Annotated in this window: 17 protein-coding genes and 1 pseudogene; 15 read left to right on the top strand and 3 right to left on the bottom strand. The window is 36.0% G+C overall.

Annotation, left to right across the window (positions count from 1 at the left end; all coding sequences use genetic code 11):
- Positions 1-157: 157 nt before the first annotated feature.
- Positions 158-1378 (bottom strand): annotated as a pseudogene (locus JHK62_RS00745) (HD domain-containing protein); the annotation flags it as partial.
- Positions 1379-1503: 125 nt separating this feature from the next.
- Between JHK62_RS00745 and JHK62_RS00750 the strand changes: the two are divergent.
- From JHK62_RS00750 to ftsX, 6 genes are all read left to right on the top strand, one after another.
- Entirely contained in the window at positions 1504-1896 is a 393-nt protein-coding gene (locus tag JHK62_RS00750; RefSeq protein ID WP_199574777.1) for a YwiB family protein, read from the top strand.
- Positions 1897-2083: 187 nt separating this feature from the next.
- Entirely contained in the window at positions 2084-4765 is a 2682-nt protein-coding gene (locus tag JHK62_RS00755; protein WP_199574778.1) for a calcium-translocating P-type ATPase, PMCA-type, read from the top strand.
- Between the two features lie 184 nt (positions 4766-4949).
- Entirely contained in the window at positions 4950-10031 is a 5082-nt protein-coding gene (locus JHK62_RS00760) for a mucin-binding protein (protein WP_199574779.1), read from the top strand.
- A 465-nt stretch (positions 10032-10496) separates the two neighbouring features.
- A protein-coding gene (gene prfB / locus JHK62_RS00765; protein ID WP_199574780.1) for a peptide chain release factor 2 occupies positions 10497-11592 on the top strand; the annotation gives its coding sequence in 2 pieces (ribosomal slippage) (positions 10497-10568 and positions 10570-11592; 1095 coding nt in all).
- A gap of 26 nt (positions 11593-11618) precedes the next feature.
- Positions 11619-12311: a cell division ATP-binding protein FtsE gene (gene ftsE / locus JHK62_RS00770; RefSeq protein WP_199574781.1), complete on the top strand. Its 693-nt coding sequence runs from the start codon at positions 11619-11621 to the stop codon at positions 12309-12311.
- Positions 12304-13233: a permease-like cell division protein FtsX gene (ftsX, locus tag JHK62_RS00775; RefSeq protein ID WP_199574782.1), complete on the top strand. Its 930-nt coding sequence runs from the start codon at positions 12304-12306 to the stop codon at positions 13231-13233. Before ftsE ends, ftsX begins: the two co-directional genes overlap by 8 nt.
- A gap of 49 nt (positions 13234-13282) precedes the next feature.
- Here the strand turns inward: ftsX and JHK62_RS00780 are convergent, their stop codons facing one another.
- Both JHK62_RS00780 and JHK62_RS00785 read right to left on the bottom strand, forming a co-directional pair.
- Positions 13283-13918, bottom strand: a complete 636-nt coding sequence (locus tag JHK62_RS00780) for an MBL fold metallo-hydrolase (RefSeq protein WP_199574783.1) — start codon at positions 13916-13918, stop codon at positions 13283-13285.
- Between the two features lie 101 nt (positions 13919-14019).
- Positions 14020-15465, bottom strand: a complete 1446-nt coding sequence (locus JHK62_RS00785; protein ID WP_199574784.1) for a UDP-N-acetylmuramoyl-L-alanyl-D-glutamate--L-lysine ligase — start codon at positions 15463-15465, stop codon at positions 14020-14022.
- 89 nt (positions 15466-15554) lie between these two features.
- On the opposite strand from JHK62_RS00785, the gene JHK62_RS00790 reads away from it, so the two are divergent.
- From JHK62_RS00790 to JHK62_RS00830, 9 genes are all read left to right on the top strand, one after another.
- Positions 15555-17192, top strand: a complete 1638-nt coding sequence (locus tag JHK62_RS00790) for a putative polysaccharide biosynthesis protein (protein ID WP_199574785.1) — start codon at positions 15555-15557, stop codon at positions 17190-17192.
- Positions 17193-17328: 136 nt separating this feature from the next.
- Positions 17329-17958 carry a uracil phosphoribosyltransferase gene (gene upp / locus JHK62_RS00795; protein ID WP_199574786.1) on the top strand — a complete coding sequence of 210 codons (630 nt, stop codon included), beginning with the start codon at positions 17329-17331 and terminating at the stop codon, positions 17956-17958.
- A 79-nt stretch (positions 17959-18037) separates the two neighbouring features.
- Positions 18038-18628 carry an ATP-dependent Clp protease proteolytic subunit gene (locus tag JHK62_RS00800; protein WP_199574787.1) on the top strand — a complete coding sequence of 197 codons (591 nt, stop codon included), beginning with the start codon at positions 18038-18040 and terminating at the stop codon, positions 18626-18628.
- Between the two features lie 276 nt (positions 18629-18904).
- Entirely contained in the window at positions 18905-19156 is a 252-nt protein-coding gene (locus JHK62_RS00805; RefSeq protein WP_199574788.1) for a DUF2129 domain-containing protein, read from the top strand.
- 108 nt (positions 19157-19264) lie between these two features.
- Positions 19265-20434, top strand: a complete 1170-nt coding sequence (locus tag JHK62_RS00810) for an ABC transporter substrate-binding protein (protein ID WP_199574789.1) — start codon at positions 19265-19267, stop codon at positions 20432-20434.
- A gap of 80 nt (positions 20435-20514) precedes the next feature.
- Positions 20515-21384 carry a branched-chain amino acid ABC transporter permease gene (locus tag JHK62_RS00815; RefSeq protein ID WP_199574790.1) on the top strand — a complete coding sequence of 290 codons (870 nt, stop codon included), beginning with the start codon at positions 20515-20517 and terminating at the stop codon, positions 21382-21384.
- 41 nt (positions 21385-21425) lie between these two features.
- Entirely contained in the window at positions 21426-22343 is a 918-nt protein-coding gene (locus JHK62_RS00820; protein WP_425507442.1) for a branched-chain amino acid ABC transporter permease, read from the top strand.
- On the top strand, positions 22343-23107 hold the full coding sequence (locus tag JHK62_RS00825; protein ID WP_199574791.1) for an ABC transporter ATP-binding protein: 765 nt from the start codon (positions 22343-22345) through the stop codon (positions 23105-23107). Before JHK62_RS00820 ends, JHK62_RS00825 begins: the two co-directional genes overlap by 1 nt.
- A gap of 2 nt (positions 23108-23109) precedes the next feature.
- The gene (locus JHK62_RS00830; RefSeq protein WP_199574792.1) at positions 23110-23814 is read left to right on the top strand and encodes an ABC transporter ATP-binding protein; all 705 of its coding nucleotides are present in this window, start codon (positions 23110-23112) and stop codon (positions 23812-23814) included.
- The last annotated feature ends 57 nt before the right edge of the window (positions 23815-23871 follow it).

Below are 23871 nucleotides of genomic sequence, written 5' to 3' on the forward strand. Positions count from 1 at the left end.
ATCTTTTTTTATAAAATACTCAACTACTATATTACTAAAAATCTTCTTTTTTGTCATGGACTACTCTTATAATAGAAAATGACTGATAGTCATCAGTCATTTTTTGGTATTTTAAGGATAATAATTAATTAGTTTGTGAAATATCTAGTTGGCTACCTAGCATTTCTTTAGGGAAGTAAAAGCGTTGATCACCGTGTATAGTACCAGAAAGTGCTGCTACTAAAGTTGAGAGTTTTGATAGCTCAACAATTTCTCCGTTTTGTTGTTTGATTTCAATCTGAGTTCTAGGATTTTTGACGTCTGGACGATACACATCATAAGGTAAATCAAAATTTCGATGAATGGCTGTATAGTAGTCGGGATCGTAGCCGGCTTCGTTCACCATGTCTTTTAGTCTATCAATCGTAGTTTTTCCCTTACTATCAAAGGTTATCGATTTGAATACTTTACGATTGACAAAACGATTAGCTAAGTCAGAAAGAATGGGATCTGAACAGTTAATCCATGTTTGAAAATAAGTATTCATTACACCATCATCTAAGCTGAGATAGTCTTCAAGAGTAAAATCTTGTTCAAAAAAAGGAATGAGGTGTGGTGATGTTGTTTCAAAAAATTCTTTTTGTTCTTTGTAAAGAAATTTTGCTCTTTTAAGAAGATTTTGTAATAGCACTTCCATAGCTCGGCTAGCAGGGTGAAAGTAAACCTGCATATACATTTGATAACGACTAATGATATAGTCTTCAACAGCATGAAGTCCGCCTGCATCAAAAATAATACCATTTTCAGTTGGTTCAATACTACTTAAAATTCTTGTTAAATCAAATTCACCATAGCTAGCGCCAGTAAAATATGAATCCCTCAAGAGATAATCCATTCTATCGGCATCAATTTGGCTTGAGATAAGTTGTACCACTTGTTTATTCTGGTAAGTATGATTAATAACGCTGGCCACTTTTTCTGGAAAATCTGTCGATACTTTTCGAAGAATAGCATTAATTTCAGTAGTAGGGCTAGTCACAATTTTTTGGGTAAATTCTTCATGGTCAGTACCAAACAAGCCTTCAAAAGTGTGAGAGTATGCCCCATGACCAATATCGTGGAGTAGAGCTGATACAATCGTTAATAGTGTATCCTCAGTATGCCAGATGGTTTCGTAATTAGCATTAAAACGCTCTGCCATTCGTCTTGCAATGTCATAAACACCAAGACAATGAGAAAAACGACTATGTTCGCCACCATGAAAGGTATAACTGGTCGTTCCTAGCTGTTTGATACGGCGCAATCGTTGAAATTCTTTGGTGTTAATTAAATCATAAATAATCTGTTCTTTGACAATAATGTCGTTATGAACAGGATCTCTAAATATTTTTTCCATCATAAAGCTATTATAACAAAAAAACGTAATAGCTCCCAGAATTAACCGGTAAAAGAGAAGGCTTTTTGTCATTGCTAAGCTTCGTTAAAATTGATACAATAGATAACAATAATTAAGGATATCATAAAATGAAAATTAAATTACAAAATACCGTTACTATTGATGATCAAGTTGATGTTGTTACTGAAGAATATGAGGGTGAATTGGTCATAAAAGGCAAAACACACTATTTTAGTTATTTTAATAATGAGAACGAAAAGGTAGTTATTAAATATAAAGAAAATGAACTTGTTATGAGTCGTTTCTCCAATCCCACTTCTATCATGAGGTTTCATCACAAAAACTATGACAGTGCTAATATTGCAACACCTATGGGGTTACAAAAACTAGCGACCAAAACTCATCATTTATCACTAGATAAGGACAATCAAAAGATTCTTTTAAATTATGATTTATTAATTGGCGTTGAATCCGGAGCTGTTTTAGCGTCCTATCAATTGTCGCTTTTTTGGTTTGATTAACCCCATTTGACTTGTTATTCAAAATAAATTCCTGTATAATAAGAAGATATCAAGGGAGTAGCAGACGGTTAAACCGTGATATGGTCGTCAATCCGAAAGAAATTTCCGGCCATATCTTAAACAGCGAGACTTGTTTTGAAAAAAACAGGTCTTTTTCTATGGAAAAAGACCAAAGGAGGAAACAATTTTGTCTAAAAAACAAAAACGTGAGTTATTTTATACCCAAGATGAGAATGCTGTTTTAGCGACTCTAAATTCTTCAAAAGAAGGTTTAACCAATCAAGAAGCACAAAAACGCTTGGCTGAGTTTGGTCGTAATGAATTGGATGAGGGAGAAAAAAGATCAGTCCTTGCCAAATTTATTGATCAATTTAAAGATTTAATGATTATTATCTTAGTTGCTGCAGCACTTTTATCAGTGATTACTTCTGGTGGTCACGATTGGGCCGATGCTATTATCATCATGGCTGTTGTTATTTTGAATGCTGCCTTTGGGGTTTACCAAGAAGGAAAAGCTGAAGAAGCGATTGATGCCTTAAAATCAATGTCTAGTCCAGTGGCTCGCGTCCGTCGTGATGATCACGTGATTGAGGTTGACTCAAAAGATTTGGTACCTGGGGATGTGGTTTTATTAGAGGCTGGAGATATTGTTCCTGCTGATATGCGATTGTTAGAGGCTAATTCTCTTAAGATTGAAGAATCAGGCTTGACTGGTGAATCTGTTCCAGTTGAAAAGTCATTAGAGGTTGACTTAAAAGAAGATGCACCAATTGGTGACCGTGCGAATATGGCTTATCAAAACTCAAGTGTTACTTATGGGCGTGGGATAGGTGTGGTGACAAACACCGGTATGTTTACCGAAGTGGGTCACATTGCAGGGATGCTTCAAGATGCTGATGAAACAGATACTCCTTTAAAACAAAACTTGAATCATTTATCAAAAGTATTGACCTATATTATTTTAGTCATTGCTGTGGTCACCTTTATTGTTGGCGTCTTTTTAAAAGGGCAAGATCCACTTAAAGGTTTATTAACTTCTGTGGCCTTAGCCGTTGCTGCGATTCCAGAAGGTTTACCAGCTATTGTTACTGTTGTTTTATCACTAGGAACGCAAGTGCTTGCTAAACGAAAATCCTTTGTTAGAAAATTGCCAGCTGTAGAAACACTTGGTTCAACTGAAATAATCGCTTCTGATAAAACAGGCACACTAACTATGAACCAGATGACTGTTGAAAAGATTTACACCAACGGTCAAATACTATCATCAAGTGAAAAATTAGCAGAAGATAATACCACCTTACGTATTATGACCTTTGCTAATGATAGCAAGATTGCTCAAGATGGTAATTTAATTGGTGACCCAACAGAAACTGCCCTCATTCAATTTGGCTTAGATCAAAATTTTGATGTTCGTGAGAAATTAGTAGACGAGCCTCGCGTGGCAGAGATGCCTTTTGATTCAACAAGAAAATTAATGTCTACCATTCATCGGTTAGAAGACAAACGCTATTTTGTTGCTGTTAAAGGGGCTCCCGATCAATTGTTGAAACGCTTGAGTCATATTGAGGAGAATGGTAATATTCGCCCGATTACAGATGCAGATAAAGAAACCATTTTAACTGTTAACCATGATTTGGCTAAAAAAGCTCTTCGTGTCTTGATGATGGCATACAAATATGAAGAAGAAGTTCCTCAATTAGAATCACAAACTCTTGAAAACAATCTCGTTTTCTCTGGTTTGGTGGGGATGATTGACCCAGAAAGACCTGAGGCAGCAGAAGCTGTTCGTGTAGCGCGTGAGGCTGGTATTCGACCAATTATGATTACTGGTGACCATCAAGATACCGCTGAAGCGATTGCTAAACGACTTGGCATTATTACTGATGATTCATCTGATCATGTTATGACTGGGGCGGAACTTAATGAGCTATCCGATGAAGATTTCCAAAAAGTGGTTAGTCAGTATTCAGTTTATGCCAGGGTATCACCAGAACATAAAGTTCGTATTGTTAAAGCTTGGCAAACTCAAGGTAAGGTTGTTGCCATGACAGGTGACGGGGTTAATGATGCGCCAGCACTTAAAACAGCAGATATCGGTATTGGTATGGGGATTACAGGAACAGAAGTTTCAAAAAGTGCTTCTGATATGGTTCTTGCTGATGATAACTTTGCGACAATTATTGTGGCTGTTGAAGAAGGACGAAAAGTCTTTTCAAACATTCAAAAAACAATTCAGTACTTGTTATCAGCGAATACTGCTGAAGTGTTAACTATCTTCTTATCTACCTTGTTTGGTTGGGATGTGTTACAGCCAGTTCATCTGCTATGGATTAACCTAGTGACAGATACTCTTCCAGCAATTGCCTTAGGAGTTGAACCGGCTGAACCGGGAGTAATGAGTCACAAACCACGCGGTAGAAAATCAAGTTTCTTTGCTGGTGGTGTGATGGAAGCGATTATCTATCAAGGTATCCTTCAAACTATTCTTGTTCTTGGTGTTTATGGTTTTGCTCTTATGTTCCCTGAACATAGCACTTATCAAGAAATACACGCAGATGCCTTAACGATGGCTTACGCCACACTTGGTTTTATTCAGCTATTCCATGCTTATAATGTCAAATCAGTCTATCAATCCATCTTTAAGGTTGGTCCATTCAAGAACAGACTCTTTAACTGGTCTATTATCATCGCCTTTTTACTACTCTTGTCAACACTTGCAATACCAGGATTTAATCAATTCTTCCATGTTAGCTTACTAACACCAGGTCAATGGTTAGTCACTTTTGTTGGTAGTTTCTCAATGATTATCATTGTTGAATTAGTTAAATGGGTGCAACGAAAACTTGGTATGGATAAAAATGCGATTTAACAATTAATTAGGTTATAACGTCAAGTGACTAGGATTTCCTAGTCACTTTTTGTGTTTAAGAGGCTATTGTTCATTTGATGCAAACACTTTCAAACAAATCCAAAAAATAATCTCAAAGGACTTGACAAGTTACGAAAACGGTTGCATAATAAAGATATACTATATCTAAAGGAGAATTTATCTTATGAAAAAACCGACTGATGCTAAGATAACACGTTTTAGAATGTGGAAAAAAGGTAAACAGTGGTTGTTTGGTGCCTCATTACTATCGGCATTTTTTTTAACCGCAAATGTGCAAGCGTTTGCCCAAGAAAATCAAAAGGAGAATGCAGCAGCTGAAATTAATTTGTTGCAGGACATACCAGATTCTCAGCCAGCGACTATTAATACTCCTATTGAAATCTCAACTGGTGAAGAATCAATCAAAGTTGTTGAAGAAAATGATGATAAGACAGGTACTTTGCCTGATTCTGAAAAACTGTCAACTTCAGAACTAACACCTGCTGTTGATGGACTTAATCAAGAAGATAATAAGCAAAAATTAGACCAAAAAGCTGTAACAACAGAGAATTCTCCACAAACCAACTCTGTGTCTGATACTATGAGTGAAGATTTACTTGGTGATTCAGATAAGCCCACCTCTGAATTCAATGATCATTTAGAAGATCAATTTTCAGTAGATACTATTATTCCAGTCAATGCCTCAGAGAAGCTAGACGTGTCTACTCCAAAAGCTGTTAATATTTATTATGATACAGATCAAAGTGATGGAGGTTCTTATTATCTGCATTTGTGGGATACTGGACAAACTGAAGTAGACTTTACCCCAATGTCTTCGTCTATTGTTGATGGGAAAAAAAGATGGCATTATGCGGTTAATGTCGCACAAGATAAATCAGTCTTTAAATATATTATCGTAAGAGACCGTGATTGGGATCAAAAGAAAACTCAAGATATGGCCGCCCCAGTTAATACCATCACAGAGACTAATATCTATCACAGTAATGATTATTACTCGCATTTTATGAATGTTCAAAGTGAAGAGTTTGATAAAAAATTTGGCTATAAAGATAAGGTTGTTGATGGCGATTCAGAAGATGGATTCCAAACAGTTGGTAAATGGGGTCGATTAGGGGCAACTAAAAATGAAGACGGCACCGCTACCATTAATTTGTGGGCACCAACTGCTCAAGAAGTAACATTGAATCTTTATGAATCCGTTGCTAAAAATGCTAGTCTAGATAAGACAATCATTATGCAAAGAGGAAGTGATTTTAATGAAAATGACCACACTCAAAATACGGTTGGTGTCTGGACAACAACGATTTCTAAAGAAGAGTATGACCGGTTAAATAAGAATGGCAAAGGAGTAGCCTATGATTTTAGTTTGACCATTCCCAATGCCTATTTCATTCAAAAATCAGCCTATATGAAAAAAGGTAATGATGGTAATTACTATATTGACCATTATATCTATAGAAATTCTGCCACTAAAGAAGTAATTAATGATCAGGCAAATGACAATGCTTCACGAGAACAAATTGCTGCCTTTTACCTAGGAAGAACTGATGGTAATGTCGGTGCTATTTCTGAACAAATTACTCGCACCGTTAAAACACAAGACCCGTATTCACAGGCTGTTGTTCAGGATGGCTCACGATCAGTTATTATAGCATCATCAGACCTTGGCGATAAAGTAGCTATTACTCAAAACAAACGAGTAACCTCTAACACTCAAATAAGTGTGCTTGAAGTCGATGTTCGTGACTTCTCCATTGATGAGAGCTCGGGAGTTGATGAAAAAGATCGTGGTAACTTTCTTGGAATGGTTCAATCTGGAACAACAAATGCGTCAAACGGGAACCACATGACTGGAATTGATTACCTAAACTATTTAGGTGTTAACTATGTTCAAATCATGCCTATCTATGATTTTCAAACTGTTCCTGAATTAGACAAAGATGATCCAGAAAACATCACCATTTCACCTAAAGAAGATCATGGTGTTCACAATAATCAGCAAAACTGGGGTTATGACCCTAAGAACTACAATGTTCCAGATGGCTCTTATTCAACTGACCCTGCTGATCCACTTGTGCGTATTAAAGAAGCTAAAGAAATGGTTCAAAAGCTTCACGACGCTGGGATTAACGTTGTCATGGATGTAGTTTACAATCATTTATATGATGGGCAAGAAAATCCATTTGAATGGACAGTACCTGGTTATTTCTATGCTGTCATGCCTGATGGAGCCATGAACAATGATGTCGGTGTCGGCAATGCTGTTCGTTCCAATTCAGAAATGATGCGTCAATATATCGTTAATTCTGTTATTTATTGGGCTAAAGAGTATGGTATGGATGGCTTTAGATTTGATGCCATGTCTGATTTGGATGTTAATACCTTAAACCTTGTTCGTGACGCGATTAATAAAATTGATCCTAAGATTGTCACCTACGGTGAAGGTTGGGATAGTATGGGGAAATACCTAGCCAAAGATGGTGAAACACCAGGTAGTGATAAAAATGCTAAACAAACACCAACTTACGGCTTTTTCGATTCCATTGGTCGTGATGCCATTGCAGGTTCTCATTATGACAATGGCAACCCTCCAGGATTCGTTAACCGCCATAGTGATTACAAAACAAATAGCAATAATCTTTCTAGATTAGTTGATAGTATGCTTGGAGGTCATGGTCGACATTTTGGAAGTGCCTCACAACAATTGAACTATGTTGAAGTCCATGATGGAATGACACTTAGTGATTTATTAAAACACTATAACCCAGAAGACACTGCAGAAGAACACCAAAAACGTGTAGAGTTAGCTTCTGCGATGAGTGCCCTCTCACAAGGAATTCATTTCTCACAAATTGGGCAAGAATTTTTGAAATCAAAAGAAAAATCTCATAATACTTATAATGGTGGCGATGAATTAAACCGTATTCAGTGGGGCTTAGTAAAAGACAATGTTGATGTTGTTAACTTTTATAAATCTATTGTGGCTTTGAGAAAAAATGAATCGTTGCTTCATTTATCAGATTATCAAAAAGAAGTCTTTCCTCATATGGTAATCACAAATGTTCAAGTCAACTCAGGCATTATTACTTATGAGCTTAAAAAAGACAATGGTGACAAGTATTTAATGGTATTTAATAATAATACCGATACATCGAACCCTTCATTAATACTTGGTGGCGATAATTGGTATTATGGTAGAACTGGTGCTGGAAATGGTGTCATTAATTCTGGTGACAAGCGTAATGATTTTTCTAATGCTTACATCGTTACCACAAATTCAGAAAATTTATATGACAAAATTGGTCAATTTAATGGTGAAAAAACCATTAAATTTAATCCATTGTCAGCAAGTGTTCTCTATATTCCAGCCAAAGAAGAAACTGAGTTAATTACTAAACAACAAACAATAAACTATGTTGATACAAAAGGAACCAAAAAAGCAGATTCAAATGTTCAAAAGGTTACTTACTTAACGATTAAATTCCATGATCCAAATTCAAAATTCACTTATACTAAATCTGAAATCGAAACAAAAGCGGATGATTTAGGTCATTTGAAAAATGTTTTAGACACGTCAACCAATGAGATTGAAACAGTCGTTAAAACTTACTATGCAACAAATGAAGCTGGTGACATAATTGAAGTTACTGAACTTCCAGCTATTGAAAATGGTAAGCCAAAAGATACGGCGACTATCAAGTGGATTGAAGCAACTGCACAAACAAAACTAATAACACATCCTGTCATAGCTGGTTATCGTGTTATTAGTAACACAGATGCCTCAAACGACTTGGTACAAACTCCGTCTCATTCTTTACAAAAAGAGGCTTCTAATCAAACCATTACTGTAACCTATGCAAAAGAAACAAAAGCAGTTATTGTCTCAGAAAATGATCCAGAGAAACGTCTACCAATATCAATTAATGATCTTGAAAGTAAAACTAATCTTATTTTTGAAGGGGTATCTGGCGATACTATTAATTGGAAAAATGTTGATTTGACACGTGAAGGATATAGTTTTACTGTTAATCATCAAGCTAGTTTAGACCTTGCTGTCAAAGCAATTAATAATGGTCATTTAGGCGACGAAGATATTATCTATACTGTGGTATACACAGCAAATCCTGCGAAGATTAGTATTCGCTATGTTGACAATGATGATAATGATAAGGTTGTTAAAACTGAAACACTTGACGGTGTCACTAACCAAGTAGCAAGCTTTACTTTTGAGGTGCCAGCAGGTTATGAAAAGGTTTCAGATAATGCTGCTACCATTAAGAGCTTTGATACTTTAGACGATTCAGCAACAGCCAGCCAAGTTGTAACAGTAGCTCTTCGTCATAAGCATGAAAAGAGTACTTATGAAACAGTTAATACAGTGACTTATATCGGTGCAGGTGAGTCAACACCAGCTCAAGCAACTGTGAAGGTAACATGGGCAGTAGATAAAGATTTAGTCACACAGATATCAAACTACACTGCGGTAGAAAAAACTCAAACGGTAACAAGTCCCGCAATTTCAGGTTATGAGGCAAATAAGTCAAGTGTTGTCTTTAGTAATACGGCAACAACCAGTCAACCAGCAAACCAAGAAGCAACTGTCACTTATACAGAAAATAAACCTGCTCCAGAGACAAAAGTCCCTGATACTTATCCTGTAGTAGAAGATAAAGTGTCTGATTTTGTACCAGAGACAAAAGTCCCTGATACCTATCCTGTAGTAGAGGATAAACTATCTGACTTTGTACCAGAGACAAAAGTTCCTGATAGCTATCCTGTAGTAGAAGATAAAGTGTCTGATTTTGTACCAGAGACAAAAGTCCCTGATACCTATCCTGTAGTAGAAGATAAAGTGTCTGATTTTGTACCAGAGACGAAAGTTCCAGATACCTATCCTGTAGTAGAAGATAAAGTATCTGATTTTGTACCAGAGACAAAAGTCCCTGATACCTATCCTGTAGTAGAAGATAAAGTGTCTGATTTTGTACCAGAGACAAAAGTTTTTGATACTCACCCTAGGGTAAAAGATAAAGACTCAAATCTTATGTCAAAACCAATAGTATCAATAACTAAAAAAACTGTTGAACAAACTTCTCATACACCTTATTCTAGAGTTTTAAAACATCAAGAGCTTCCTATGACAGGAGACAATGATGATTCTAATAGAGTGATTGTGGGACATGTTCTAGTCACTTTGACCATGACAGGATTAATTTTCTTTAGACGTCGCAAAAGTAATCAGTAATATTGTGGTCTGATAATATAGCTAAAAATTAGGGAGGATAAATCTCCCTAATTTTTTGTTAAAAAAAGAGATTAGCTTTTAAAAGATAAATCAGAAGTATCAAAAGCTTTAAATGTTAACGACTTGCAACAAAAGTAACAATTGGTAATGATATCGTCTTGCAGACTTTATAATTTTCCTTTAAAATAGTATTATAGAAATTGCGCCCTATTAGTTTATAGATTGAAAAGTATTTCATCTAATGGTAGTTAAACGATAAGAAAAAGTGATTCTACCAGGGAATGGCACTATAAGGTAATTAGAAATAAAATAAAGTGCTATAGTCTACTATCAGACTAGTATTTTTATTTTGTCGAAGCTTTTATCGTTTAAACATTAAAATTTTTTTAAAAAATGGCTATAAGAATGGCAATACTAAAGCATCTATGATAGAATAAGTAGAATTATATAAAAGAGGTATAGACCATGGATATTTCAGAAATCCGTCAGAAAATAGTAGAAAATAAAGAGAAGTTGACTAGCTTCAGGAGGTCTCTTTGACCTAGAACAATTAGAGGAAGACATTGCTCTCTTAGAAAACGAAATGACTGATCCCCATTTTTGGGATGATAATATTAAAGCGCAAAAGGTGTCTCAGGAGCTAAATGAATTAAAATCTAACTATCAAACTTTTCATACAATGGTTGAACTTAGTGAAGAAGTTGATATCTTAGAAGAAATGGTTTCAGAAGATGCTTCTGCTCAAAATGAGCTAGAAGAAACCTTGGATAAGCTTGAAAAAATGATGACTAGTTATGAGATGACCTTATTGTTATCAGAACCCTATGATAGTAGTAATGCCATTTTAGAAATTCATCCTGGTTCAGGGGGTACAGAAGCTCAGGACTGGGGGGATATGTTGCTTAGAATGTATACACGTTTTGGCAATGCTAGAGGCTTTAAGGTTGAGGTGTTAGATTATCAAGCAGGAGATGAGGCGGGTATTAAAAGTGTTACTCTTTCGTTTGAAGGACCCAATGCTTATGGACTTTTAAAATCAGAGATGGGGGTTCATCGCTTGGTGAGAATTTCACCATTTGATTCTGCCAAACGCCGTCACACCTCTTTTGCGTCAATTGAAGTGATGCCAGAATTAGATGATACCATCGAAGTAGAGATTAAAGATGATGACATTAAAATGGACACCTTTCGTTCAGGCGGTGCTGGTGGTCAAAATGTCAATAAGGTGTCAACAGGTGTTCGCTTGACACATATTCCAACGGGAATTGTTGTGTCTTCTACAGTTGACCGTACGCAATATGGTAACCGAGACCGTGCCATGAAAATGCTTCAAAGTAAACTCTATCAATTAGAGCAAGAGAAAAAAGAACAAGAAGTCTCAGCTTTAAAGGGAGATAAAAAAGAAATTACATGGGGAAGTCAGATCAGATCATATGTTTTCACGCCGTACACTATGGTGAAGGATCATCGGACAAACTATGAAGTCGCTCAAGTTGATAAAGTGATGGATGGTGATATTGATGGCTTTATCGATGCCTATCTCAAATGGAGAATAGAATAAATAGGAAAAAATGAGAGGAAAAAATAATGGCTTTAATAGAAATGAGAGATGTGAGCAAGAAATATCATCGCTCAACAACAGCACTAAGAAATGTATCTATTACTGTTGATAAAGGTGAGTTTGTTTATATCGTTGGTCCTTCAGGGGCAGGGAAATCAAGTTTTATCAAACTACTCTATCGTGAGGAAAAATTAACCAAAGGCTCTTTAAAAGTAGCCGGTTTTGATTTGACCAAATTGAAAAGAAGAGAAGTGCCATACCTGCGTCGTAGTATTGGCGTTGTCTTCCAAGATTACAAACTACTTCCAAAGAAAACAGTTTTTGAAAATGTAGCTTACGCCATGGAAGTTATTGGTGAAAGACCAAGAAATATTAAAAAACGTGTACCAGAAGTTTTGGAACTGGTTGGTCTAAAACACAAAATGAGATCATTTCCTGATCAATTATCAGGTGGTGAGCAACAACGTGTAGCAATTGCTCGTGCGATTGTTAACAACCCTAAATTATTGATTGCCGATGAACCTACAGGAAATTTAGACCCTGATAATTCTTGGGAAATCATGCAATTACTAGAGCGCATTAACCTTCAAGGGACAACGATTTTGATGGCAACGCATAACAAGAACATCGTTGATACATTGCGTCACCGAGTGATTGCGATTGAAGATGGTCGTGTGGCTCGTGATGAAGAAAAAGGAGAGTACGGATACGATGATTAGAAGATATTTCAGACATTTATGGGAATCCATGAAAAATCTCAAAAGAAATGGTTGGATGACTTTTGTTGCCATTAGTTCAGTATCAATCACTTTAATTCTTGTGGGAATTTTCTCTGCCGTTATCGCAAATACAGAACGTTTAGCAACTGGTATTGAAAAAAATATTCAAGTCAATGCCTTTTTATTGGTTGACTCAACAGATTATGTGGAACAAATTCCTAATCAAGATGGCACATTAACACCTAATGAGAATTATCATAAAATTTATGATCAGATTGCAGCTTTGCCTGAAGTCCAAAAAATTGATTTTTCTGACAAAGAAGAGCAATTAAAAAATCTTCAAGAAACACTTGGTGATTCTTGGGAAATTTTTGAAGGAGATGCCAATCCTCTTAGTACCGTGTATATCATTACAACAACTTCACCACAGGCTGTTAAAACGGTTGCTGAACAGGTTGAAGGAATTGATGGGATTGATTCCGTTGAATATGGTGGAGCTAACACAGAGAGAATCTTTAGGATTGCTGGTGTTATCAGAACTTGGGGGCTTGTAGGAGCAGGTTTACTGCTATTTGTTGCTGTTTTCCTCATTTCTAATACCATTCGTATCACCATTATTTCTCGTCGTAGAGAAATTATGATTATGCGCTTGGTAGGGGCGAAAAATTCTTATATTCGCTGGCCTTTCTTTCTTGAAGGTGCTTGGGTAGGTCTTATTGGAGCAATTTTACCTTCGTTAATCCTGTTCTATGGTTATCATTTCGTTTATCAAAAATTCAATGTGGCTTTAATCAAGCAGAATTTATCAATGTATGAACCTGATGTTTTCCTTTTATATGCTATGGGAGCTCTTTTCCTTATTGGAATTTTGATTGGTTCTGTAGGATCAGTTTTATCAATGAGACGTTACTTAAAAGCCTAATTAAGATGTACAATATAAAAAAACCTATAGGAATAGTCCTATAGGTTTTTTAAGTGAGATAAGGGTTAAACATTTTTTCATGGCTAATGACAGTATTTTGCCCGTGCCCGGGAAAAACACGATAATGCTTAGGTAAGGTTAACAGTTGTGTTTTAATGCTAGTGATTAACTGATTAAAATTCCCGGTTGGTAGGTCAGTTCTACCAATTGTTCCTTTAAAAAGAGCATCTCCTGTAAAAACAGCTTCACTTTCAGGGAAAATCAAGGACACACTGCCAATCGAATGACCAGGTGTTTCAACAACCTTAAACTGAAATCCTTCGATGTTATAGTCTGTATCATAGTCATAGAGACAATCAGCAGCTTTAATAATCACATCACCCATTCCCTCAAATCTTCCAAGAGCAGAAAGATTATCTTTAGGAGATCCTAACCAATCAGCTTCTTTTTTTGACACATAAACTGGAGGGTGGTTAAAAGTTTCTCTCACTGCATCAACACTAACTATGTGATCGAAGTGCGTATGCGTGAGAAGGATGGCAACCACAGGTTTTCCTAGAGTGGTCAGCTTTGTTAAAATAGCTTCTGTGTTACTACCAGGGTCAATAACAATTGTCCCATAATCATTGCTTAAAAAATAGGTATTTTCACCGGCCATACTATTAACAGATTTTAAAATTTTCATTGTTAAAATAGTCCTCTCATAGAAAAAATAGCTGAAAATGCTAACCGTAAATCGCTAGGTTAATTTGGAAATTGATAGCTTTCTGATCTTCTTCTCATCCTCTATAGATAGTTTTTAGCAATAACAATGTCGCCTTCATAGGCTACTTTTTGCCCATCAACAATCTGATAAGCATCAGCCCCTTTTCCTGCGATAACAACAGCATCACTAGCTTTATTTGTAAGCGTCATGGCTTTTTTAATGGCAGATTTTCGGTCTGCGATGATATCTACTTGTCGTGTAATGTGACTTGCAATTTCTTGTGCGATAACAATCGGATCTTCATAATTAGGGTCATCCGACGTTAAAATCACATGAATCTGTGGAAATTGATTGATAACCTCACCAAAATCTTTTCTGCGACTTTCACCTTTATTACCAGTGGCACCAATAATAAGGACAATTTGGCCAGTTTGATGCTGGGTAACAACTGAAAGAAGTTGTTTCAGACTCACACCATTATGCGCATAATCAACGAAGACTCTGGCACCATTTGTTTGAGTTAAAACTTCCATTCTTCCAGGCACGACTGTTTCGGCAATGCCTTTTTTGATATCTTCCAGGCTAGCTCCCAATTCAAAGGCAGCTAAGGCACTTGCTAGTGCATTTTCTTGGTTAAAGTGTCCGATTAATTGACTATCGTAGTGTCCAGCTAATTTACCTGTCACTTCAAAGGAAAATGATTGACTCTTGGAAATAGTGTTATCAGAGTTTTTCCCATAGAACTCATGGGGTTGGTTAGCGACTTGTTCTCTAATCAAATCAAAATGATCCATTTGATGATTAATGACAACAAAGCGACTATTTTCTAATAAAAGACGTTTGTGGTAAAAATAATCTTCAAAAGTAGGATGTTCAATAGGACCAATATGATCGGGGCTAATGTTTAAAAAGACACCAACATCAAAGGTTATACCGTAGACACGTTTCATCAAGTAAGCTTGACTTGAAACCTCCATGATGAGATGAGTACGACCATTTTTAACTGCTTGGGCCATCATGGCCAAAAGGTCAATACTTTCTGGCGTGGTTAGGGCAGATTTAAAAAATGTTTTACCATCCAAGGTGGTGTTCATTGTTGATAAAAGAGCAGGCCTATGATTTTGCTTAAGAATATGATAGGCATAATAAGCAGCTGTTGTTTTACCCTTTGTGCCAGTAAAAGCCAAAAGTTTCAATTTGTTTTGTGGGTAATCATAGAAAGCTTGAGCAATCAAACTCATTGCCTGTTTGATGTCATTAACTAAAATAACTGGAATGGTTAGCTCATAATCAATTTCAGACACATAGTATTGTAAACCATCAGAAATCGCCTGTTCTAAATAGCTTTTATTAAATTCACGTCCTTTAGCAAAGAAAAGGGTAGATTTTGAGACGTTTCTACTATCGTAGCTAATGGCATTAAATGTTTCTTCTTGCCAGTCAAAATAAAAGTGATTATTCCATACAATCTCTCTTAAGTTACTGTCGTTTTTTAAAATCGTTAAGGTTTTTTTCATTGTAATCATACTTTATATTTTAGACTTAAAGTTCTCGATTTACAAGTCTTAAGCAAAAGTTTATAATAAAATTATTACGAATGAGAAAGATTAAAAACATGAGCAAACAAAGATCAAAAATGACACAACAAGAGCAGATGGTTCAAGGAACGGCTTGGCTAACTTTTGGTAATTTTTTAAGTCGCCTTTTAGGGGCAATCTATATTATTCCATGGTATGCTTGGATGGCGCCTCACGCGGCTGAAGCCAATGCTCTTTTTGGCATGGGTTATGAAATCTATGCGCTCTTTTTATTGGTGTCAACTGTAGGTATTCCTGTAGCTGTTGCTAAACAAGTGGCAAAATATAATACGTTAGATAAACCTGAGATGAGTTTTTATTTGATTCGAAAAGTCTTTTTGTTTATGCTCTTATTGGGGTCATTTTTTGCCATTTTAATGTTCTTTGGCTCTCCTGTTTTAGCAGGATTAAGCGGTGGTGGTAAAGACCTTATTCCCGTTATGCAAAGCTTAACTCTTGCAGTCTTGGTCTTTCCTGCTATGAGTGTTTTAAGAGGATTTTTCCAAGGATTTAATAATCTAAAACCATATGCCATTAGTCAAATTGCAGAACAGGTTATTCGAGTTATCTGGATGTTATTAACGGCCTTTTATATCATGAAGTTGGGTTCTGGAAACTACGTCGCAGCTGTCACCCAATCCACTTTTGCGGCCTTTGTTGGGATGTTTGCTTCTTTATCTGTTTTGCTCTATTTCTTGTGGAAAGAAAACATGCTCCATCAGGTTTTTGTTAGAGCACCAAAATCGATTACTCTTGATACTAAATCGATTTTACTAGAAACCATTAAAGAAGCGATTCCTTTTGTGATTACTGGCAGTGCCATTCAAGTCTTTCGCTTGATTGATCAAATGACCTTTATTAATAGCATGCAGTGGTTTACAGACTATTCTAATCGTGAACTACGAATTATGTTTGCTTATTTTTCATCTAATCCTGGTAAGTTAACCATGATTTTAATTGCAGTAGCAACAGCCATAGCCGGTACTGGTATTCCCTTATTAACAGAAAATATTGTTAAAAATGATAAGAAAGCAGCAGCTAAACTTGTTATCAACAATACACAAATGCTCTTTTTATTCCTACTACCAGCCATTTTTGGGTCAGTTGTTTTAGCCTTGCCGCTTTATACTATCTTTTATGGAACGCCAGATAGTTTAGCCTTACATTTATTTATCGTTTCTTTATTGCAAACTATCTTTTTAGGACTATACACCGTCTCATCACCGATGCTACAAGCCTTGTTTGAAAATCGTAAAGCAGTTATTTATTTCTTATATGGTGTTATCGCTAAACTAGTCTTACAAATTCCTTTTATCTTTGTTTTTCATTCTTACGGTCCCTTATTATCCACAATTGTTGCTTTAATCATTCCTATTGTGCTTATCTATAAACGTATTCATGAGATTACTAACTTTAATCGCTCTTTATTGGTTAAAAGTAGTACCTTAATGATTATAATGACAACTGTGATGCTTGTAGCAGTCATTGTTATCAATAGTCTCTTTGGCTTAATCATTGCTCCAAATAATCGCTTAATCAGTGCGTTATACTTATTAATAGTTGGTGGTGTAGGAATTGTTGTTTATGGTGGGCTTTCCTTATGGAGTGGAGCGCTTGATTTATTGTTCGGGGCAAAAGCCGTATCCTTAAGAAAAAAATTGGGCTGGGAAAAATAACGACTTATCTTTCGAATGATTAGGCTCGTTTATCAAAAATCCTTTTAAAAGATTAAAAATATCACTTTTTATCATCCTCTTTTAGAGGATTTTTTGATATAATAGGGAGAATAAAAAAAGAAGGCGGTTTATTAACATGGGAAAATTTCAGGTTATGTCACATCCACTTATTGAGCACAAATTATCCATTTTAAGACGGACAACAACATCTACAAAAGATTTCCGTGAGCTTGTTAATGAGATTGCAATGTTAATGGGTTATGAAGTTTGTCGTGATTTGCCTCTTGAGGATGTTGAAATTGAAACACCGATCACTAAAACAGTTCAAAAGCAATTGACTGGTAAAAAATTAGCAATTGTTCCTATTTTGAGGGCTGGTATTGGGATGGTTGATGGTTTGTTAAGTTTAGTCCCTGCTGCTAAGGTTGGTCATATTGGTATGTACCGTGACGAAGATACCTTAACACCAGTTGAATACTTAGTGAAACTTCCTGATGATATTGCACGTCGTCAAATTCTTTTGGTTGACCCAATGCTTGCTACTGGTGGTTCAGCAATTCTTGGCGTTGATTCTCTTAAAAAACGTGGGGCTAGTCATATTAAATTTGTTAGTTTAGTAGCAGCACCAGAGGGTGTAAAAGCACTTCAAGAAGCACATCCTGATGTAGATATTTATACGGCAGCTTTGGATGAACAATTAAATGAAAATGGTTATATTGTTCCTGGTTTAGGAGATGCGGGCGATCGTTTATTTGGCACAAAATAAACAAGTGTTAAATATTTGACCAATTTTGACCAAAGGAGTATAATAAAATCATTATTAGAAATAAAGGAGAAATTGACAAATGATTCCTGTAGTTATTGAACAAACAAGCAGAGGCGAACGTTCGTATGATATTTATTCTCGCCTTCTTAAAGACCGTATTATTATGTTAACAGGACCAGTTGAAGACAATATGGCTAATTCTGTTATCGCTCAGTTACTTTTCCTAGATGCTCAAGACAGTACTAAAGACATTTACCTTTATGTTAATACACCTGGTGGTTCTGTTTCTGCAGGATTGGCCATTGTAGATACCATGAACTTCATTAAAGCAGATGTCCAAACCATTGTTATGGGAATGGCTGCTTCAATGGGAACTGTTATTGCATCAAGTGGTGCTAAAGGAAAACGTTTCATGTTACCACATGCTGAGTACATGATTCATCAACCGATGGGTGGTACTGGTGGTGGCACACAGCAAACAGATATGGCTATTGCAGCTGAACACTTGTTGAAAACACGTCGTACTTTAGAAAAAATCTTAGCAGATAATTCTGGTAAAACCGTTAAACAAATTCATAAAGATGCTGAACGTGATTACTGGATGAGTGCTGAAGAAACATTGGCTTATGGTTTCATTGATGAAATTATGGCTGATAATGAGTTGAAATAATACTAGTGATTAAAGAAAAACAGTTTGAAGATTATTCAAGCTGTTTTTTATTTATCATCAAATAAAAGAGATTACAATGATAATCTAGACTAATCGATTTGAAGAAAAGACAATCTTTTATAAATCAATGGGAAGATTTCTAAAAATACGACTTTGTGCTATAATTTAAAATAGATAAACACTCAATTATGTTTAGTATAAGAGCATTTAAAAAATAAATTTAAAACGAATGATGACTTTTAAATAGATAATAAAGATAGTGAAAGGAAAGTTAAAGTGTTTGAAAAAACAAATCGTGTAGGTATTGTCGTTTCTCTCTATTATAACCGAGATGCAAAAAAAATAATGAAGTATGGAGATTGTCTCTACCATTCTCGTAAAATGAGATATCTTGTCTTGTATGTCAATCAAGATGACGTTGATGCTTTATTAGTTAAATTGAATGAATTGAAATTTGTCAAAGAGGCTTACCCTTCCTATTTTGAAGATATTGACTTCAATTTTGTGGGTAATTTGTGGGAAAAATAAAAATATTCAGAAAATTTTGTAAAAACGAGCAATATCGCTTGACAATTGTCAGATAATTCTGTATTCTTAATAGCATATCTATTTACAATGGTATTAAGGAGAAAATATATGAAAAAGAAATTGTTATTAGCAGCAATGACGTTTTTAACAACAACGGCACTTGTTGCCTGTGGTAGTGCCCCAACAACGTCCTCAAATTCCGAAGGAAATGAAATTGGTGATACTGTTAAAATCGGTCTTAATTTTGAATTAACTGGTGGGGTGGCTGCTTATGGAGTCCCTCAAAAAAATGCAGCTGAATTAGCCGTAGAAGAAATTAATGCCGCAGGTGGTATTGATGGTAAACAAATTGAGTTGGTCTCTAAAGATAATAAATCAGAAAACAGTGAAGCGGCTTCAGTAACCACTAACTTAGCAACAGAAAGTAAAGTCAATGCTATTGTTGGGCCAGCAACATCTGGTGCCACAGCAGCAGCTTCTCCAAATGCAACATCTGCAGGTGTTCCTATAGTGACGCCTTCTGGAACGCAAGATAGTTTGACTGTCAACGAAGATGGTAGTGTTCAAGAGTACGTTTTCCGTGCAACCTTTATTGATAGCTATCAAGGAGACGTCATCTCTAAATTTACGACTGATAACTTAAATGCTGATAAAGTCGTTCTTTATTATGACAACTCAAGTGATTACGCAAAAGGAATTGCTAAAGAGTTTAAAAACACTTACAAAGGTGAGATTGTTAAGGAATTAACCTTCCAATCCAAAGACACTGACTATCAAGCAGCCTTAACTGAAATTAAAGATTTAGACTTTGATGCCATTGTAATGCCAGGGTACTATAATGAAACAGGCCTTTTAACCAAACAAGCGCGTGATTTAGGCATTAGTCAACCCATCGTTGGACCGGATGGCTTTGGTGATGAAAAATTTGTTGAGTTAGCAGGTAATGCAGCGACAACAGATGTTTATTACTTATCAGGTTTCTCTTCAGAAATCTCAGACTCAGCAGCAAGCTTTATTGAAAAATATAAAGAAAAATATGGTGAAGAGCCATCAATGTTTGCCGCATTAGCTTACGATGCTGTCTACATGGTTGCTAAATCAGCTGAAGGTGCTAAAACATCTAAAGAGATTGCCGAAAATCTTGCAAAATTGTCTGATTTTGAAGGAGTGACAGGTTCTATCTCAATTGATGAGAATCATAATCCAGTAAAATCAGTTGTTATGATTGGTCTTAAGGATGGTAAAGAAGATTCTGCAACTATCGTTTCTGCTGAATAACCTTGCCTTATCTTCACAGTCAATATCTGGAAAGGTAAATTCTTTCCAGATATTATTTTTATAGAAAGTTTGGTGAATACATGCTTCAACAACTTGTTAATGGGCTCATTTTAGGTAGTGTTTATGCCCTATTAGCATTGGGCTATACTATGGTATACGGTATTATTAAATTGATTAATTTTGCCCATGGTGATTTGTATATGATGGGAGCTTTTATCGGTTACTATCTGATCAATCAATTCAAAATGAATTTTTTTGTCGCCCTTATTATTACAATGTTAATCACAGCTGCCTTAGGTGTTCTCATAGAATTCTTAGCCTATCGCCCTCTTCGTCATTCAACACGTATTGCAGCTCTTATCACAGCAATTGGTGTCTCGTTCTTTTTAGAATATGGGATGGTTTATCTGTTTGGAGCAAATACAAGGGCCTTTCCTCAAGCCTTAGAAACCGTTAAATATAATTTTGGGCCAATCAGTATTACAAACGTTCAGTTAACCATTTTAGGCGTTTCTTTATTACTAATGATTCTTTTACAATTTATTGTTAAGAAGACAAAAATGGGGAAAGCCATGCGTGCGGTTTCAGTTGATAGTGATGCAGCAGAGTTAATGGGCATTAATGTCAATAGTACCATTAGTTTTACTTTTGCATTAGGATCTGCCTTAGCTGGTGCCGCAGGTGTTTTAATTGGACTTTATTATAATTCGATTGATCCGCTTATGGGAATGACGCCTGGGATTAAAGCCTTTGTGGCTGCTGTTTTAGGTGGCATTGGCATTATTCCTGGTGCCGCTATTGGTGGCTTTGTTATTGGTCTATTAGAAACGTTTTCGGTTTCATTTGGTTTATCAAGTTATCGAGACGCCGTTGTTTATGCCGTTTTAATCATTATCTTACTAGTTAGACCAGCAGGTATTTTTGGTAAAAACGTGAAAGAGAAGGTGTAATGATGAAAAAGAATCTTAAAATCAATCTTCTTTGGGGCCTTATGGTTGTTGCTGTTTTTGCACTAATTGCTATTTTATCTAGTACAGGTTTATTAGGTATTTACTATCTTCAAATTTTAATGGGGATAGGTATCAGTATGATTATGGCTCTTGGAACTAACCTAGTACTTGGTTTTTCAGGTCAATTTTCTCTAGGTCAGGCCGGTTTTATGGCCATTGGAGCTTATGCTACGGCTATTTTAACCAAAACAATGCCTACTTATCTTGGCTTTTATATTTCAATGGCTGTTGGTGTTTTAATTGCAGCAGTAGTTGCTCTTATTATTGGGATTCCTACTTTACGTTTAAAAGGTGATTATTTGGCGATTGCTACATTAGGAGCATCAGAAATCATCAGAATTATTATTGTCAATGGTGGGGAATTAACTAATGGTGCTGCTGGATTATCTGGTATTCTTCAATATACCACATGGCCTGTTGTTTTTATCTTTGTGGCCTTGATTACGATTTTAGTCTTGAACTATCTAAGGAGTCCTATAGGGCGTCAAGTCATTGCCATTAGAGAAGATGAAATTGCGTCTGAATCAATGGGAGTTAACACAACAAATATTAAGGTTTTGACCTTTGTTATTGCGGCAATGACTGCTAGTATTGCAGGGTCACTCTATGTAGGTTATATTGGAACGGTTGTTCCAAAAGACTTTACCGTTATGAAATCAATTGAATACTTGATTATTGCCGTTTTAGGTGGTCTTGGTTCTGTTACAGGAACAATTGTTGCAGCACTTGTGCTTGGGATTTTAAATATGTTTCTCCAAAATGTTTCTGAACTACGTATGATTATCTATTCACTAGCATTGATACTTGTTATGGTCTTTAGACCAGGTGGGCTTTTGGGAACAAAAGAATTAATGTTGTCCAAATGGTTTACTAAGAATGTTAAGGAGGGCAAAAAATAATGGCACTTCTAGAAGTAAAAAATGTGACCAAGAACTTTGGTGGTTTAACGGCTGTTGGGAATGTTAGTATTGAACTTAACAAGGGTGAGCTTGTGGGTCTTATCGGACCAAACGGAGCCGGAAAAACAACTTTGTTTAATTTGTTAACAGGAGTCTATGAACCAACTGAAGGTAGTATTGTTTTAGATGGGACTGAATTGAATGGGAAAACGCCTTATAAAATTGCTTCCTTAGGCTTATCAAGGACATTTCAAAATATTCGTCTATTTAAAGATATGACCGTTTTAGATAATGTCTTGGTTGGTATGGCTAACAATAAAAGTTCAGGTTTTGTAACCTCTTTACTAAGACTTCCTAAGTTTTATCATAAAGAAGAAGAACTAAAAGAGAAGGCTTTGTCCCTGTTAGCTATTTTTGATCTTGATAAGTACAGTGATTATTTAGCTAAGAATCTTCCTTACGGTCAACAAAGACGTCTTGAGATTGTTAGAGCTTTAGCAACGGATCCTAAAATTCTCTTTTTAGACGAACCTGCAGCAGGAATGAATCCGCAAGAAACAGCCGATTTGACTAGCTTAATTAGACAGGTGAAAGAACAATTTAATATCACCATTATCCTTATCGAACATGACATGAGTCTTGTTATGGAAGTCACTGAGAGGATTTATGTTTTAGAGTATGGCCGCTTGATTGCACACGGATTACCTGAGGAAATTAAGTCTAATAAGCGTGTGATAGAGGCTTATCTAGGAGAGGAGGGGTAGACATGTTGACTGTTAAAAATTTATCTGTTAGTTATGGTGTGATTGAAGCCGTCAAAGATGTGTCCTTTGAAGTCAATGAAGGAGAAGTTGTTAGTCTGATTGGCGCAAATGGTGCTGGAAAGACCTCTATTCTTAGAACGATTTCTGGACTAGTAAAACCAAGTCAAGGAGAAATTACCTTTCTTGGAAATCCTATTCATAGAGTGCCTGCAAGAAAAATCGTCGCCTCTGGTCTATCACAAGTACCAGAAGGACGCCATGTTTTTTCTGGTTTAACGGTTTTGGAAAATCTAGAAATGGGTGCTTTTTTAAAGACTAATCGTGAGGAAAATCAAAAGAATTTGAAAAAAGTTTTCTCTCGCTTTCCAAGATTAGAAGAAAGAAAAAATCAGGATGCTGCGACTCTTTCAGGTGGTGAACAGCAAATGCTGGCCATGGGAAGAGCATTGATGAGTCAACCTAAATTGTTGCTTCTTGATGAGCCTTCCATGGGTCTTGCCCCAATTTTCATTCAAGAAATTTTTGATATTGTCTTAGATATTCAAAAACAAGGCACAACGATTTTACTGATTGAGCAAAATGCTCATAAGGCCTTGTCAATTGCTGATAGAGGTTATGTTTTAGAAACTGGTAAAATTGTTCTATCTGGAACGGGTCAAGATTTATTAACGTCTGACGAAGTTAGAAAAGCCTACCTAGGTGGTTAATAAGAAAACATAAAAGAAGCTAGGGCACTTGGTCCTAGCTTCTTTTATTGTGTATTG

This window comes from Streptococcus pacificus (assembly GCF_016481305.1).
In the GTDB taxonomy this organism is placed as follows: Bacteria; Bacillota; Bacilli; order Lactobacillales; family Streptococcaceae; genus Streptococcus; species Streptococcus pacificus.

Bases quoted from the DNA above. Each gene is read 5' to 3' on its own strand.
- JHK62_RS00750 (WP_199574777.1), top strand. From the start codon at position 1,504: ATGAAAATTAAATTACAAAATACCGTTACTATTGATGATCAAGTTGAT.
- JHK62_RS00760 (WP_199574779.1), top strand. From the start codon at position 4,950: ATGAAAAAACCGACTGATGCTAAGATAACACGTTTTAGAATGTGGAAA.
- ftsE (WP_199574781.1), top strand. From the start codon at position 11,619: ATGGCTTTAATAGAAATGAGAGATGTGAGCAAGAAATATCATCGCTCA.
- ftsX (WP_199574782.1), top strand. From the start codon at position 12,304: ATGATTAGAAGATATTTCAGACATTTATGGGAATCCATGAAAAATCTC.
- JHK62_RS00780 (WP_199574783.1), bottom strand. From the start codon at position 13,918: ATGAAAATTTTAAAATCTGTTAATAGTATGGCCGGTGAAAATACCTAT.
- JHK62_RS00785 (WP_199574784.1), bottom strand. From the start codon at position 15,465: ATGATTACAATGAAAAAAACCTTAACGATTTTAAAAAACGACAGTAAC.
- JHK62_RS00790 (WP_199574785.1), top strand. From the start codon at position 15,555: ATGAGCAAACAAAGATCAAAAATGACACAACAAGAGCAGATGGTTCAA.
- upp (WP_199574786.1), top strand. From the start codon at position 17,329: ATGGGAAAATTTCAGGTTATGTCACATCCACTTATTGAGCACAAATTA.
- JHK62_RS00800 (WP_199574787.1), top strand. From the start codon at position 18,038: ATGATTCCTGTAGTTATTGAACAAACAAGCAGAGGCGAACGTTCGTAT.
- JHK62_RS00810 (WP_199574789.1), top strand. From the start codon at position 19,265: ATGAAAAAGAAATTGTTATTAGCAGCAATGACGTTTTTAACAACAACG.
- JHK62_RS00815 (WP_199574790.1), top strand. From the start codon at position 20,515: ATGCTTCAACAACTTGTTAATGGGCTCATTTTAGGTAGTGTTTATGCC.
- JHK62_RS00820 (WP_425507442.1), top strand. From the start codon at position 21,426: ATGGTTGTTGCTGTTTTTGCACTAATTGCTATTTTATCTAGTACAGGT.
- JHK62_RS00825 (WP_199574791.1), top strand. From the start codon at position 22,343: ATGGCACTTCTAGAAGTAAAAAATGTGACCAAGAACTTTGGTGGTTTA.
- JHK62_RS00830 (WP_199574792.1), top strand. From the start codon at position 23,110: ATGTTGACTGTTAAAAATTTATCTGTTAGTTATGGTGTGATTGAAGCC.